The 14,420-nt window shown below is 67.2% G+C and carries 16 protein-coding genes and 1 pseudogene; 7 read left to right on the forward strand and 10 right to left on the reverse strand.

What is annotated here, in order from left to right; translation table 11 throughout:
• Positions 1-11 precede the first annotated feature (11 nt).
• Positions 12-278, forward strand: coding sequence for a chorismate mutase (locus KXD97_RS01715; RefSeq protein WP_260755166.1), 267 nt, complete (start codon positions 12-14; stop codon positions 276-278).
• A 49-nt stretch (positions 279-327) separates the two neighbouring features.
• Here the strand turns inward: KXD97_RS01715 and KXD97_RS01720 are convergent, their stop codons facing one another.
• Together KXD97_RS01720 and KXD97_RS01725 are read right to left on the reverse strand one after the other, a co-directional pair.
• The gene (locus tag KXD97_RS01720; RefSeq protein WP_396885567.1) at positions 328-2,319 is read right to left on the reverse strand and encodes an acyltransferase family protein; all 1,992 of its coding nucleotides are present in this window, start codon (positions 2,317-2,319) and stop codon (positions 328-330) included.
• A gap of 217 nt (positions 2,320-2,536) precedes the next feature.
• On the reverse strand, positions 2,537-3,985 hold the full coding sequence (locus KXD97_RS01725; protein ID WP_260755168.1) for an NAD-dependent succinate-semialdehyde dehydrogenase: 1,449 nt from the start codon (positions 3,983-3,985) through the stop codon (positions 2,537-2,539).
• A 50-nt stretch (positions 3,986-4,035) separates the two neighbouring features.
• Here KXD97_RS01725 and pgi point away from each other — a divergent pair, with 50 nt between their 5' ends.
• A complete protein-coding gene (pgi, locus tag KXD97_RS01730) occupies positions 4,036-5,685 on the forward strand; it encodes a glucose-6-phosphate isomerase (protein ID WP_260755169.1) in 1,650 nt (549 codons plus the stop codon).
• Between the two features lie 49 nt (positions 5,686-5,734).
• On the opposite strand, the gene KXD97_RS01735 is transcribed toward pgi, so the two are convergent.
• The 6 genes and pseudogenes from KXD97_RS01735 to KXD97_RS01760 form a co-directional block, all read right to left on the reverse strand.
• The gene (locus KXD97_RS01735; RefSeq protein ID WP_260755170.1) at positions 5,735-6,262 is read right to left on the reverse strand and encodes a hypothetical protein; all 528 of its coding nucleotides are present in this window, start codon (positions 6,260-6,262) and stop codon (positions 5,735-5,737) included.
• Complete coding sequence (locus tag KXD97_RS01740) at positions 6,255-6,539, reverse strand: helix-turn-helix transcriptional regulator (RefSeq protein ID WP_260755171.1); 285 nt, start codon at positions 6,537-6,539, stop codon at positions 6,255-6,257. Before KXD97_RS01740 ends, KXD97_RS01735 begins: the two co-directional genes overlap by 8 nt.
• Positions 6,540-6,647: 108 nt before the next feature.
• Positions 6,648-7,400: an SDR family oxidoreductase gene (locus KXD97_RS01745; protein ID WP_260755172.1), complete on the reverse strand. Its 753-nt coding sequence runs from the start codon at positions 7,398-7,400 to the stop codon at positions 6,648-6,650.
• 69 nt (positions 7,401-7,469) lie between these two features.
• A complete protein-coding gene (locus KXD97_RS01750; RefSeq protein WP_260758271.1) occupies positions 7,470-7,943 on the reverse strand; it encodes a zinc finger domain-containing protein in 474 nt (157 codons plus the stop codon).
• 147 nt (positions 7,944-8,090) lie between these two features.
• A pseudogene (locus tag KXD97_RS01755) lies at positions 8,091-8,333 on the reverse strand (DNA-formamidopyrimidine glycosylase family protein); the annotation flags it as partial.
• Between the two features lie 5 nt (positions 8,334-8,338).
• Positions 8,339-8,719: a phage holin family protein gene (locus KXD97_RS01760; RefSeq protein WP_260755173.1), complete on the reverse strand. Its 381-nt coding sequence runs from the start codon at positions 8,717-8,719 to the stop codon at positions 8,339-8,341.
• Between the two features lie 106 nt (positions 8,720-8,825).
• Here KXD97_RS01760 and KXD97_RS01765 point away from each other — a divergent pair, with 106 nt between their 5' ends.
• The 3 genes from KXD97_RS01765 (at position 8,826) to KXD97_RS01775 (ending at position 11,294) form a co-directional block, all read left to right on the forward strand.
• Positions 8,826-9,713, forward strand: coding sequence for a diiron oxygenase (locus KXD97_RS01765; RefSeq protein ID WP_260755174.1), 888 nt, complete (start codon positions 8,826-8,828; stop codon positions 9,711-9,713).
• On the forward strand, positions 9,710-10,357 hold the full coding sequence (locus tag KXD97_RS01770) for a DUF4873 domain-containing protein (protein ID WP_260755175.1): 648 nt from the start codon (positions 9,710-9,712) through the stop codon (positions 10,355-10,357). Before KXD97_RS01765 ends, KXD97_RS01770 begins: the two co-directional genes overlap by 4 nt.
• Before the next feature lie 64 nt (positions 10,358-10,421).
• Positions 10,422-11,294: an LLM class flavin-dependent oxidoreductase gene (locus KXD97_RS01775; RefSeq protein WP_260755176.1), complete on the forward strand. Its 873-nt coding sequence runs from the start codon at positions 10,422-10,424 to the stop codon at positions 11,292-11,294.
• Here the strand turns inward: KXD97_RS01775 and KXD97_RS01780 are convergent, their stop codons facing one another.
• Positions 11,295-12,632 carry a nucleotide disphospho-sugar-binding domain-containing protein gene (locus KXD97_RS01780; protein WP_260755177.1) on the reverse strand — a complete coding sequence of 446 codons (1,338 nt, stop codon included), beginning with the start codon at positions 12,630-12,632 and terminating at the stop codon, positions 11,295-11,297.
• Positions 12,633-12,834: 202 nt separating this feature from the next.
• Between KXD97_RS01780 and KXD97_RS01785 the strand changes: the two genes are divergently transcribed.
• Positions 12,835-13,557, forward strand: a complete 723-nt coding sequence (locus KXD97_RS01785) for a class I SAM-dependent methyltransferase (RefSeq protein WP_260755178.1) — start codon at positions 12,835-12,837, stop codon at positions 13,555-13,557.
• A 341-nt stretch (positions 13,558-13,898) separates the two neighbouring features.
• On the forward strand, positions 13,899-14,168 hold the full coding sequence (locus KXD97_RS01790; RefSeq protein ID WP_260755179.1) for a hypothetical protein: 270 nt from the start codon (positions 13,899-13,901) through the stop codon (positions 14,166-14,168).
• On the opposite strand, the gene KXD97_RS01795 is transcribed toward KXD97_RS01790, so the two are convergent.
• The gene (locus tag KXD97_RS01795) at positions 14,165-14,326 is read right to left on the reverse strand and encodes a hypothetical protein (protein WP_260755180.1); all 162 of its coding nucleotides are present in this window, start codon (positions 14,324-14,326) and stop codon (positions 14,165-14,167) included. The two genes, KXD97_RS01790 and KXD97_RS01795, sit on opposite strands and share 4 nt — an antisense overlap.
• Positions 14,327-14,420 lie beyond the last annotated feature (94 nt).

A 14,420-nucleotide genomic window follows, 5' to 3' on the forward strand; every position in this document is an offset into this window, starting at 1 on the left:
CGGAGAACGACATGACGACGATGGAAACCGCCCAAGTGCCTGAGATCGACGAACTGCGCGAGGAGATCGACCGTCTCGATGCGGCGATCCTCGAGGCCGTCCAGCGCCGCACCGAGGTATCGCAGATGATCGGCAAGGCACGGATGGCCTCCGGGGGCACCCGCCTGGTGCACAGCCGCGAGATGAAGGTCATCGAGCGCTACAGCGTGCTCGGCGAAGAGGGAAAGAACCTCGCCATGCTGCTGCTGCGCCTCGGCCGCGGTCGCCTCGGCAAGTAGCGTCCCCGGGCGTGAAAACCGTCGCCCAGCGGCGGTGGGCACGCCGAAGTCACTCGGACGTCAGGGCCTCCATCAGCCACGGTGTCAGCCATTCCACGGCCTCGGGGGTGGGGTGCACGCCGTCGCTGCGCACCCGGATGCCGTCCACCCTGGTCTGGTAGTAGCCGTTGGGGCTGAGCTTCTTGTTCAGGTCCAGCACCGTCGCGTTCGGCCGTTCGTCGACCACGCTGCGCAGCAACGTATTCCACTGCTCGACACGCTTGGGCTGATCCTCGGGGTACAGGCTGCCGTCCGCTTTCTCCGCGCGCCGGTTGTACGGCTCGGTCGTCACCACCAACCGGGCACCGGTCGAGCCCAGGATGTCCAGCGCCCGGTTGAGCTCCCCACGCAGATACGCGTCGTAGCCGGGCTCGCCGATGTGGGTCCACCGACCCTCGTTCAACCGGTCCACCACCTCCCACCGGCCGACGATCAGCAGCACCACATCGGGCTTCTCGTGTCCGATGCGCTGAGCCCAGCGGGCCGGCCACGCGTCGCACTCCGGCTTCTGCGGCAACTCCTGGCCGACGTATTCATAGGGCCCGCCGCGGGCGATGCCGCACCCGATCGTGGTGTAGTCGGCGAAGTCCAGGCCCGGCGTCTCAGGCAGGTACCGCATCAATGTCCACGCGATCGAGTCGCCGAACACCGCCACCCGCAGGTCGCCCGGGGCGCGCGGCTTCTGTGGCCTGGTGACCTCGACGGGCACCTCGGCGCCGACCAGCGCCGCGATGTCCACGTCCGGGCCCGGCTGGGGTGTCGCGGGCGCGACGCGCACCGGCAGCACCGTCATCGTCACCACCGCGGCCGTCGCGGCCGTCGCCGCCGCCAGCGGCAGCATCGGCACGAACGCGGGCCGCCACTCGCGGATCGGCTGCTCGATCAGCCACCACGACACCGCCGCCACCGCGATCGTCGCCGCGCAGCGCAGCGCGAACAGCTCCCAGCCGTCGATGCCGGTGCGTTCCCCGTTGAGCACCAGGAAGATCGGCCAGTGCCACAGGTACACCCCGTAGGAGATCGCGCCGAGCCCGACGAGCGGGCCCGCCGAGAGCAGCCGCGCGACCGGCCCGTCCTGGGCGAGCGCCACCGGGGCGATGATGAGCACCGCCGCCACGGCGACTACGAGCAGCAGTCCGGCCCGGAACTCCGCGGCGCTTCCGGTGGCCATCCGCGCGGCGCTGAACAACACCACCAGCCCGGCCAGCGGAAGCCACCACGCGATCCAGCGGGCCCAGCGCGACCGGAACATCACCAGGCCCGCGGTCAGCCCGCGCCAGTCGCGCACCAGCAGCGCGGCCGCGGCGGCGCCGACCAGCAGGGCCTGCACCCGGGTGTCGGTCCCGAAGTACACGCGGTTGAGGGTCGCGTCGGCACTGCGCATCGTCGTGGCCGCTGCGGACGCGGCAACGCCTCCAGCGGCCACCACGAAGACCGCACCACGCACCACCCGCGCAGACAACGGCACCCCGCGCCGATACGCCAGCGCCGTCAGCCCCGCGACGACGGCGGCGATCAGCAACGGCCACAGCACGTAGTACTGCTCCTCGACGGCCAGCGACCACGTGTGTTGCAGCGGTGAGGGCGGCGCGCCCTGAGAGAAGTAGTCGGTGTGCTGGGCGACGAACACCCAGTTCGACATCCAGAAGAACGCGGCGACGGCGTCTTCACGCAGGTTCGCGGTGGATTCCTCGGAGAACAGCTCCCGCAATGCGACGACGGCCAGCACCATCACCAGCAGCGCGGGCAGCAGTCGGCGGGCCCGCCGGATCCAGAAACCCTTCAGCCCGATCCGGCCGGTCCGCCCGACCTCGTCGAGCAGCAGCGAGGTGATCAGGAATCCGCTGAGGACGAAGAACACGTCGACGCCGAGGAAGCCACCGGACAGTCCGGGGACGCCGCCGTGGTCGGCCAGCACCAGCGCGACCGCGATCGCCCGGATGCCGTCGAGGGCCGGAATCGACTGCCCCGGCCCGACATACCGCCGCGGGCCCACTCGCATCGGCGCCGCACTCACGGCAGTCAATTTCCAGGGCCCTCCTCGCCTACTTCAAGCAAGGAAGTCTAGGGTCCGACCGCCGGCGGATCCGGAAGGCGCGCTGGCTCCAACCCCTGCCCGGTCCCGCAAGCCGGGGGTGCCTCCCTCGTGCGAGCAGACGCAAACTCTGGCGTGTCGCCGGCGACTCGCCGGAGTTCGTGTCTGCTCGGCGCGCAGGTGACTACTTGGTGAGCGCGATGTACTTGATGTCGAGATACTCCTGTATGCCCTCGGTGCCGCCCTCGCGGCCGAAGCCCGACTCCTTGATGCCGCCGAACGGCGCCGCCGCATCGGAGATGACCCCGCGGTTCACGCCGACCATGCCGGACTCGATTCCCTCGGCGACCCGCAGCGCCCGGTCCAGCGACTGGGTGTACACGTAGGCGGCCAGTCCGTACTCGGTGTTGTTGGCGGCGGCGATGCCTTCTTCCTCGGTGTCGAACCCGGCGATGGGTGCCACGGGCCCGAACACCTCTTCCTTGAGGATGCGGGCATCGGCGGGGACGTCGGTGAGCACGGTGGCCGGGTAGAAGTTGCCGGGCCCGCCCGGGGCGACGCCGCCGACGGCGACGGTCGCGCCGCGCGAGACGGCATCGGACACCAACTCGGTCACCTTGGCGACCTGCTTGGCGTTGATCAGCGGGCCGAGTGTCGACTTCTCGTCGAGGCCCTTACCGAGGGTGAACTCGCTCATCCGCTTGACGAACTTCTCGGTGAACTCCGCGCGCACGGCGTTGGCGACGTGGAAACGGTTGGCGGCGGTGCAGGCCTCGCCGCCGTTGCGCATCTTGGCCAGGATCGCCCCGTCCACAGCGGCGTCGACGTCGGCGTCGTCGAACACGATGAACGGAGCGTTGCCGCCGAGTTCCATCGACGTACGCAGCAGTTTGTCGGCCGACTGCTTGACCAGCGCCTTGCCCACGCCGGTGGATCCGGTGAAGGTCAGCTTGCGAAGCCGGCCGTCGCTGGTCAGTGCCTCGGTCACGGGCCCCGGGCTGCTGGTGGGCAGCACCGACAGCACGCCCTTGGGGAGGCCGGCCTCGGCCATCAGCTTGGCCAGAAGCAGCATGGTCAGCGGCGTCTCCTGTGCGGGCTTGACGATCATCGTGCACCCGGCCGCGAATGCCGGACCCATCTTGCGGGTGCCCATCGCCAGCGGAAAGTTCCACGGCGTGATCGCATAGCACGGACCGACCGCCTGCTTGGTCACCAGGATGCGTCCGGTGCCGGCCGGGCTCGTCGTGTACCTGCCGTCGATACGCACGGCCTCCTCGGCGAACCAGCGGAAGAACTCCGCGCCGTAGGTGACCTCGCCCTTGCTCTCGGCGAGCACCTTGCCCATCTCCAGGGTCATCAGCGCCGCGATGTCGTCGGCGCGCGCGGTGATGGTCTCGAACACCGACCGCAGGATCTCTCCGCGCTTGCGGGGCGGGGTCGCGGCCCATTCCGCCTGCACCGCACATGCCGCGTCCAGCGCGTCGCGCGCGTCGTCGGCGGTCGCGTCGGCGACCTCGGTCAGCACCTCGTCGTCACTGGGGTCCAGCACGTTGAACGTCGACTTGCCCTGGCGTTCCTCACCGCCGATCCACAGACCGGTCGGTACCGAAGCCAGCAGCGCGGAAGTATCCATACCTCCATCATTTACTCCTTCGTCTGCGCGCCCGCACTAGGGTTCTGCACATGGGTTCTGACATCACCGGCACGCCTGCGTGGCAGGCACTGTCCCGCCATCACGACGAGATCGCCGCCGCGGATCTGCGTGAACTGTTCGCCGAGGATCCCGCCCGGGGCACCGAGCTGGCGCTGACGGTCGGCGACCTCTACATCGACTACAGCAAGCACCGCGTCACCCGGGAGACCCTGCGCCTGCTTACGGATCTGGCCCGCGCCGCCGACGTACCGGCCAAGCGGGACGCGATGTTCGCCGGGGAACACATCAACACCTCTGAGGACCGCGCGGTGCTGCACACCGCGCTGCGCCTGCCGCGGGACGCGTCTCTGACCGTCGACGGGCAGGACGTCGTCGCCGACGTGCACGAGGTGCTGGACCGGATGGGCGATTTCACCGACCGGCTGCGCAGCGGCGACTGGCGTGGCGCAACCGGCGAACGCATCACCACCGTGGTCAACATCGGCATCGGCGGCTCGGATCTCGGGCCGGTGATGGTGGATCAGGCGTTGCGCCACTACGCCGACGCCGGCATCTCCGCGCGGTTCGTCTCCAACGTCGACCCCGCCGACCTGGTGGCCAAACTCGCCGGACTCGACCCGGCCACAACGCTTTTCATCATCGCATCGAAGACATTCTCGACGCTGGAGACGCTGACCAACGCGACGGCCGCACGGCGCTGGCTCACCGAGGCTCTGGGCGATGACGCGGTCTCGAAGCACTTCGTGGCGGTGTCGACCAACGCCAAGCTGGTCGACGAGTTCGGCATCGACACCGACAACATGTTCGGCTTCTGGGACTGGGTGGGTGGCCGGTACTCAGTGGATTCGGCGATCGGGTTATCGGTGATGGCGGTGATCGGCCGGGAACGATTCGCGGAGTTCCTCGCCGGCTTCCACCTCGTCGACGAGCACTTCCGGACCGCGCCGCTGGAGGAAAACGCGCCGGTGCTGCTCGGGTTGATCGGGCTCTGGTACAACAACTTCTTCGGCGCCGAAACCCGTGCGGTACTTCCCTATTCGAACGACCTGGCCCGTTTCGCCGCCTACCTGCAGCAGCTGACGATGGAGTCCAACGGCAAGTCGGTGCGCGCCGACGGCACACCGGTGTCCACCGACACCGGCGAGATCTTCTGGGGCGAGCCGGGCACCAACGGGCAGCACGCGTTCTACCAACTGCTGCATCAGGGCACCCGACTGGTCCCGGCCGACTTCATCGGGTTCAGTGAGCCGACCGACGACCTGCCGACCGCCGACGGCACCGGCAGCATGCACGACCTGCTGATGAGCAACTTCTTCGCACAGACGCAGGTGCTGGCGTTCGGCAAGACGGCCGAGGAGATCAGCGCCGAGGGAACGCCGCCAGATGTGGTGCCGCACAAGGTGATGCCGGGCAACCGTCCGAGCACGTCGATCCTCGCGACCAAGCTGACCCCGTCGGTGGTCGGCCAACTCATCGCGCTCTACGAGCACCAGGTCTTCGTCGAGGGCGTCATCTGGGGCATCGACTCGTTCGACCAGTGGGGCGTGGAGCTGGGCAAGACTCAAGCCAAGGCGCTGCTGCCGGTGATCACGTCCGACGAGCCGCCGGCCGAGCAGTCGGATTCGTCGACGGACGCCCTCGTCCGCCGCTACCGAGCGGAGCGCGGCCGCACCGCGTGATTTCGGCGTGGTTATCGTCGCTCAGCGGCGACAATCACGCCGAAAGCGCTCACATCTCCGGATCGGGGCGCGTCCAGCCCAGGATCATCGCCGGTGAGCATCCGCCGATCAGCAGCACGGTCAATGCCATCAGGCCGCCGGCGTAGGCCATGTCGGTGTCGGTTCCGCCGGTGAAGGCGGCGCCGAAGATCAGGTAGAAGATCGGCACCATCATGAGGTATTGCGTGAGGGTCAGCCCGATGGATCTGGCGCTGTTGCGTTGCGCCAGTTCGTATTCGTCAAGTGTGGCGTCCGGTGCGTCACCCTGGCGCCCGGACACAATCTGCAAGGTCACCCAGAGCGGGAAGAACACCAGGCATGCGGGCAGCCATAGCAGCGGTGCCCACTGGATGCCGAACGCGCACAACAGGCTTACGCCGAACATGAACCCAAACGTCGCGGCCAACCCGGTGACGAGCATGCGGCGTCTACGCTGGGTCCGCCACCCGGGAAGCGAATTCGCATACTTCGATTCGTTTTTCAGGAACTGCTTGGTGCGGTAGTTCTGGTAGCGGTCGATCAAGGTGGCTTCACGCATTCGTCTTTCCTCCTTGTTCTCGGCGATACAGCGCGGTCGACAGTGGTGCGAACGGTTCGCGGGAGAAGACCGCCTCGACGGGTAGGTCGAACACCTCACAGATGCGGAACGCCAGATCGAGGCTCGGGTAGTGATCGCCTCGTTCTAGTGCTCCGACGGTCTGCGGGTTGACGTCGATCAGCTCTGCCAGCTGCGCCCGCGACATCCGCCGCTCCGCGCGCAGCACACCGATGCGGTTGTGGATGGGGAAGGTTTCCCCGCGGCGCACTGGACTCACCTAATCGATTGTTAGGAAAACCTAACAGTCTGTCAAGCAAACCGGGCGATTTCGGCGTTTTTCTCGTTGCGAGTCAGCGACAGTTTTCACACCCACATCGCAAGGGACTCAGGCGAAGTACTTCGTGAACCGCGGCGGCAGCAGCTTCATGACCTCCACCAGCGGCCACCACGGCCAGCCGGGGACGACGGCGCGGCCCTTCTCCTTCTCGATGGCGTCGACCATGGCCTTCACGCCGGTCTCGTTGTCGACCATGAGCATCGTCGAGTTGGACTTGGCCGTCATCTCCGACTCGATGTAGCCGGGCTCCAGCACCGTGATCTTGATCGGCCCGGACGACGGGTATTCGGCACGCAGCGACTGCCCCAGCGACGTGACACCGGCTTTGCTCGCAGCGTAGGCGGCCTTGAAACCCGGCACCCCCACGTTGCCGAGCACCGACGACACCAACACCAGCTGCCCCTTGCCGGCAGCCTTGAACATCTCCAACGCGGTCTCGATTTGCACCAGCGCGGCAACGAGATTGGTCTCGATGGTGGCCTTGTTCGCCCACAGCTTGCCGCCGCCGAGCGGGTAGCCCTTGCCGATGCCCGCGTTGACGATCACGCAGTCGATGCCGCCGAGTTCCTCGGACAACTCACCGAAGACCTTCGGAACCTGCTCGTGATCGTTGACGTCGAGCGCGGCGACAGCGACCTTGATGTTCGGATACTTCGCTGCCAGCTCGGCCTTGAGCTCCTCAAGGTTGTCGACGCGACGCGCACACAGGGCCAGGTCGCGGTCCCTGGCGGCGAACTGGCGGGCCATGCCCGCACCGAGGCCCGAGCTCGCACCGGTGATCAAGATCTTCTGCCGAGTCATGCGGGCAGGATAACCGAGTTAGACAAGTCGCGAGTAATCGCCGAACGTGCAGGGCAACGCGCGAGACGGCTACTTGAGCAGTCGGGACATCCGCCGGTCGGCCAGCACCTTGCCGCCGGTCTGGCACGTAGGGCAGTACTGGAACGACTTGTCGGCGAACGACACCTCGCGGACGGTGTCCCCGCAGACCGGGCACGGCAGGCCGGTGCGGGCATGCACCCGCAGTCCGGAACGTTTCTCGCCCTTCAATGTGGCCGCCTGTTGGCCGACCGACCGCGTCACCGCGTCGGTCAGCACCGAGATCATCGCGTCGTGCAGCGTCGCCAACTGCGCCTCGGTCAGCTTGTTCGCGGTGGCGAACGGCGAGAGCTTGGCGACGTGCAGGATCTCATCGCTGTAGGCGTTGCCGATCCCGGCGATCACCTTCTGGTCGGTGATGACGGTCTTGATGCGGCCCGTCTGGCCCTTCAGCGCCTCCGTCAGCGCCTGCAGGCTCAGCGACAGCGCATCGGGACCGAGCGCGGCGATCTGCGGGACGGCCAGCGGGTCGGTGACCAGCCACACCGCGAGGCGCTTCTGCGTGCCCGCCTCCGTCAGGTCGAAGCCCGGCGCCGAGCCCGGCTCTCCCAGATGCACGCGCAGCGCGATCGGCCCCTTGCCGGGCTTCAACGGTGCCGCGGCGAGCTTGTCCGACCAGCGCAGCCAGCCTGCCCGGGACAGATGCGTGATCAGGTACAGCTCACCAGCCTGCAACCCGAGGTATTTTCCCCATCGGTGCGCGCCGGTGACCTCTTGGCCGCGCACCGCGGAGACCGGCGGGTCGAAGGTCTTCAGCACCGACAGCGCCGACACGTCCACCCGGCCGACGGTCGCGCCGACGGCATGACGGCGCAGATGATCGGCGAGCGCTTCGACCTCCGGGAGCTCGGGCATGACACTCAGTCTGCCTTGACGAACAGCGACAGCACCCAGCTCACGACCGACAACACGATCGCCGCCCAGATTGCGGTCCACCAGAACTGGTCGATGGCCAGGCCCCAGTGGGTGGTGTGCTCGGTGATCCACGACGTGATCCACAGCATGAGCGCGTTGATCACCACGTGGATGAGGCCCAGCGTGAGGATGTAGAGCGGGATCGAGATGATCTGCACGACGGGCTTGATGATCGCGTTGACCAGCCCGAAGATCACCGCGACGACGAAGATGATGCCTATCCGGGCAGCTGTCGAGTCGCCGCCGACGAACTCGATGCCGGGCACCAGCAGCGTCACCAGCCACAGCGCCAGCCCGGTCAGTGCCGCCCGCAGGAGGAATCCCATGGAGTCATGATCCACCGAGGAGACTCCCCGAGTGTGCTACCGCAGGTATGCGATACCGCGGGTATTGACATCGTGCGGTGTGTGTTCCTACCTTCGAATGGTGACGATGCCCACGAAGACGACGCGCGAAGAATTTGCCGAACGGCTGCTGAAAGGTTCGGTGAAGAAGTCCTACGCCCCGGTCGTCGACATCGACTGGGACGCACCGCTGGACCCCGACAAGTTCTTTCTTCCGCCGAAAGTCGTCACCCTCTACGGCACGCCGGAATGGGACGCGATGAGCCGTGCGCAGCAGATCGAGCTGAGCCGACAGGAACTGGTCAACATCCTCTCGGCCGGCATCTGGTTCGAGAACATCCTCAATCAGGCTCTGCTCCGCGATCTCATGCACAAGAACCCGACCGCCGCGACCACGCACTATGCGCTCACCGAACTCGGCGATGAGACCCGCCACATGGTCATGTTCGGCCGAACCATCGCATGTGTCGGCGGTATTCCGGTGCGTCCCAAGTTGTTTCAGCGCATCATCATCAACTCGTTGCCCTTCCTGTTCCGTGGCAGCGTGCTGTGGGGCGCAGCCCTGGTCGGCGAGGAGATCTTCGACGCGCTGCAGCGCCAGATCATGGAGGATCCGGAGCTGCAGCCGATCGTTCAGCGGCTCATGCGTATTCACGTCACGGAGGAAGCCCGACACATCCAGTTCGCCCGCGACGGGCTGCGCAAGTCGGTGCCGACGATGGCGTGGCACCGCAGGGTGCTGCTGGCGAATCTGCACGGGGTCGGTGGTCCGTTCTACCGGATGCTGTTCACCCTTCCGATCCAGTACCGCCGTGCCGGTCTCGACGGCCGCCGGATGCGGCGTGTGGCGCGGTCGAACCCGCACTTCCGCGCCATGTGCGTCTCGTCATTCGCGTCGCTGGCAGCGTTCTTCGAGGAAGTCGACTTGATGGGCCGAGTCGGTCGACGGTTGTGGCGTCGGGCCGGATTCCTGTGAGCAGCATTGTGATCGGCACGGGCGGCGCGTTTCCGGGCACGGCCGTCGCCGACGCCGAGGACCTGCGCTTCGACAACGCGACCGACATGTGGACGGCCGTTGCGCCGGACGGCCGTGCGCTGGCCGCTCGCACGGTGATCGACACTCGAAGGTCGAGGGACGGCGCTGTGGCGGTGCACGGTATGCCGAACCACTTCCGCATCCCGGGTCCCGACGTAGCCCGTCAGACCCGGTTCGTCTCGCAGTGCCTGGAGGTGATGACGCAGTCGGGTTCCACCCGCATGGAGGCGAAGTCCCGCATCGTGCTGAGCAGATGGCGGCCGCGGTCGGTGCGGTCCAGTTTCTACCTGGACCGTTCCACGCCGGTCGACGAGGACATCTACGACGGGCCGGTGTTGATCGCTGTCGCCGATGCCGACATCAGCGCCCGGGGCAGGCTGGCCGGGCACCTCGCAGCGATCGACGGCCGTTATCACTGGCGCGGAAATGTCACCGGCGATCTGCCCGCGGACCTGCTCAAAGGCCCGCGAGAGGTGACCGTGACCGTCGGGACGCGGACAGCGCAGGCGCGCGTGGTGGAACAGACCCCGTGGGGCAGCTACACCGTGGCCGGGGTGGGAGCACCGCCTTTCCCGCTCGACTGACATCAGGTAGGCAATTCGGGGATTCATCGGGGAAAGAACTAGAACACGTTCTAATATCACCGTCATGCGATTCACCTACGCGGAAGCGATGACCGATCCGACGTTCTACATCCCGTTGGCGCAGGCCGCCGAAGCCGCGGGCTACCACGCGATGACGATTCCCGACAGCGTGGCCTACCCGTTCGAATCGGACTCGAAGTACCCCTACACTCCGGACGGCAATCGCGAATTCCTCGACGGCAAGGCCTTCATCGAGTCGTTCGTGCTGACCGCGGCACTGTGCGCGGTGACCACGAAGCTGCACTTCAACCACTTCGTCCTCAAGTTGCCGATCCGGCCGCCGGCCCTGGTGGCCAAGCAGGCCGGCTCGCTGGCGGCGCTGTTCGACAACCGCCTCGGTCTCGGCGTCGGCACCAGCCCGTGGCCCGAGGACTACGAGCTGATGAACGTCCCGTTCGCCAAGCGCGGCAAGCGGATGGACGAGTGCATCGACATCATCAAAGGCCTCACCTCGGGCGACTACTTCGAATACCACGGCGAGTTCTACGACATCCCGAAGACCAAGATGACGCCGGCGCCGTCCAAGCCGGTTCCGATCCTCATCGGCGGGCACGCCGACGCGGCACTGCGCCGCGCCGCCCGCAACGACGGCTGGATGCACGGCGGCGGCGACCCGGAGGAACTCGACGCCCTGCTGGGCAAGCTCAACAAGTTCCGCGACGAGGCCGGAACGGCGGGCAACGAGGACTACCAGATCCACGTGATCTCGATCGACGCCTACACCGCCGACGGCATCAAGCGGCTCGAGGACAAGGGTGTCACCGACGTCATCGTCGGCTTCCGCATCCCCTACATCATGGGTCAGGACACCGAGCCACTGGACACGAAGATCCGCCACCTGGAGATGTTCGCCGAGAACGTCATCGCCAAGCTCTGATCAGGCGTTGCACAGTCGCTTGAGCGCGTTGGCGATCGCATCGACCGGGGTGCAGGCCTGGATCGCGGTCCGCAGGCTCTGCGCGGCGGTCCGGTAGCGGTCGTCTCGGCGGACGATGTCGACTGCGGCGCCGACGGCCTGCGGCGACGGCAGGGCGGTCTTGAGGTCGATGCCCGCTCCGCTGAAGTCGACGCGCGCGGCCACCTCGGCTTTGTCAGAAGTCTCCCCGGCGACGACGAGCGGAACGCCGTGGCCCAGCGCGTACTGCACCCCGCCGTAGCCCCCGTTGGTGATCATCACGTCCACGTGCGACAGCAGGGCCGAGTACGGGATCCAGTCGGCGATGCGCGCGTTGCCCGGGATACGGCCGTGCATGTGCTGGCCCCGCCGGCCGCCGGTGGTCGCGACGATCAGGAGATCGTCCTGGTCACCGAGCGCTTCCAGAGTCGGGCCGATCAGCTGGTCCAGATCGGCATTGTCGAACGTGCCCTGCGTGACGTGCACGACGGTGCCTGCGGTCTCCACGTCGCCCCACCAGGGCGGACGGTCGAACTCCTCTGGGCCGGCCGGCAGGACCGGACCGACGAACTCGACCGTCGACGGCAGGTCGGACCGCGGATACTCGAACTCCTGCACCGACAGTTGCAGCAGACCGTCGGCCAGCCGCGGCCAATCACTGACGAACAACGGGCATTCCGGCGAATCAGCCTGCCGCAGCGCACGATTGAACTTCCGCTGACTCGGCCGCATGATCACCCGGTGCGCGACGGCGGTCATCTGCCGATAGTCGAGACCCGGCTCGGGTTGCCAGGCCATCCCGAACGGCGGGGTGTCCCGGCTCGAAATGGTCAGCGGACCCACACCGCAGACCACCACCGGCGGACGGGGGGCGTCCCGCAGGAACATCGGGACCACGCCGGTGAACGTGACGTCGGCGATGACCGCGTCCACCGCCTCGTCACGCAGCACGGCCCGCAACGATTCCGCCTCCGCGGCAAGGGGTTCGACGAATACGGACGCCAATTCGGCGCGTCCCAGCCAGAATCGGCGTGCGGCCGCGGGCATTGTGCGGAGCAGCGCCGGGCCCGCGGCCGGCGCATCGATCCGCACGCTCTCCGGGAGCGGGACCATCCGGAGTCCGGCACTGCGCACAGGCGCGGCGAACTCGACACCGGTCAGCACGGAGATGTCGTGCCCGAGGGCTTGAAGGCCGACGCCGACGTTGACCATCGGCATGACGTGCCCGCGAAGCGGGCTGACCGCGAGCAGATAGTGCGCCACACCGGGTCCTTCGCCGTCACGGAGCACCCGCTCCTGGGTTGTCGGTGCGAGCGACATCACGGTTCGCTCACGTGTCCGCACGCTACCTGCCGCCCGTCGACCGCAGCGGTGCCGACCCACTGGGGATGTGTTACGAAACCCGGATTCGAGGTATGGCCCCGAGCGCGCCCGCAACCGCCGGGCCCGAGGTTGATCATCAGCGGTATCGCAACCGCCGTCGGCGGCTACAATTCGCGCTGATGACGTGTCTGGAGATCGTATGACCCCCGAACACTACGACGTCCCCGATGCCTTCGACGCCGGGGCGCAGGCCTACGACGGGCTGGTCGGCGCCAACCCCGGCTACCACGAACACCTCCGCCTGTCGGCACAGCGAATGCAGTTGCCCGACCAGGGCCGCGGTTTGCGCCTGCTCGACATCGGTTGCGGCACCGGGCTGTCCACCGCGGCGCTGCTCAGTGTCGCACCGTACGCCGAGATCGTCGCGGTCGACGGATCGGGCGGGATGCTGGCGCAGGCGCGGGCCAAGTCGTGGCCGCCCTCGGTGACGTTCGTGCGCAGCCGCGCCGAGACCCTCCAGGACGCCGGGGTGAACGGCCCGTTCGACGGCATCCTCGCCGCCTATCTGATCCGCAACGTCGACGACAAGGACGACGTGCTGGGATCGCTGCTGAAACTCCTGAAACCCGGGGCGGTGCTGGCCGTACACGAGTACTCGGTGCGCGACTCCCGGCTGGCCTCCGCCGTCTGGAACCTGGTCGCCACCGCGATCATCATCCCGGCGGGCCGGGTGCGCTCCGGCGACGCCGGCCTCTACCGGTACCTGCGGCGCAGTGTCAACGAGTTCGACGGTGCCGAACAGTTCCGTGACCGGCTGCGGCGCAACGGTTTCATCGACGTGCAGAGCATGACCGTGTCCGGCTGGCAGCGCGGCATCGTGCACACCTTCCTCGGCCGCGCGCCGCACGCAGCGACGGACTAACGCGCGGACAACCGATCACGGGGAGTTCCCGGTCGGTCTTGGACTGGAAGGTCGCGAGCGCTTCGTGGATCTCGCGATCCCCTGCCATGCCTGTTCGCGCTCGCTTCCGTGAAGTTGCTCGGCGACGACCTTGTACCTGCGCCCCTCCAGCTTGATCCGCACCCGGTCGGGGTGCGCGGCGAGGTTGTATTACCAGGCCGGATTCTTCGCAGCCCCGGCTGCCGACGGGATCAGTCGGCTCCCGCCCTCCCCGGGTGCCGTTCCGGCTGGCACAATCATGTCGCCCCCTTCAGGCACACGTCACGGCGATTAACGGCCCGCTCTTTCGGGCATTCGTCACCATGGCGTTCAAACTCACTTACTCCGATGGCCAAGAATCCCAGCACGATGACGACACTGTGTGGGAGATCGACGACGGCGTACTGAAACTCGGCCGCAAGAAGGGCCAGTGGTCGGTCCTGCTGTCTCCCAGTCATTGGGCGGTCCTCGAATTGGTTGGCCGGTCCGGCGATGACGAGGACGACGATAAATCCGAGAAGTCCGAGTCCGACGAGGATGACGACGACAAATCGGACAAATCTGAGGACAAGTCCGACGACGAGGACGACTAGCCGGCGACGCCGGCGGCCGCCAGGATCACCGCCGCCGCCTCTAGTGGCTGGGTGATCAGCGACACGTGGGACATGTCGAGTTCGGTTGTGTGCGCGCTCATCCGGTGAGCCAGGAAGCGCTCCAGGTCAGGGTTGATGGTGCGGTCCTGGGTGGACACCTGATACCAGGACGGTTTGTCCCGCCATGTGGCCGTCGTGGTCCGCTCGGCGGGTAACGAGACCCGGCTGCGTCCGGGACACGTGAAGTGTGAG

The sequence above is a fragment of the Mycobacterium sp. SMC-8 genome (assembly GCF_025263565.1).
Lineage (GTDB): Bacteria > Actinomycetota > Actinomycetes > Mycobacteriales > Mycobacteriaceae > Mycobacterium.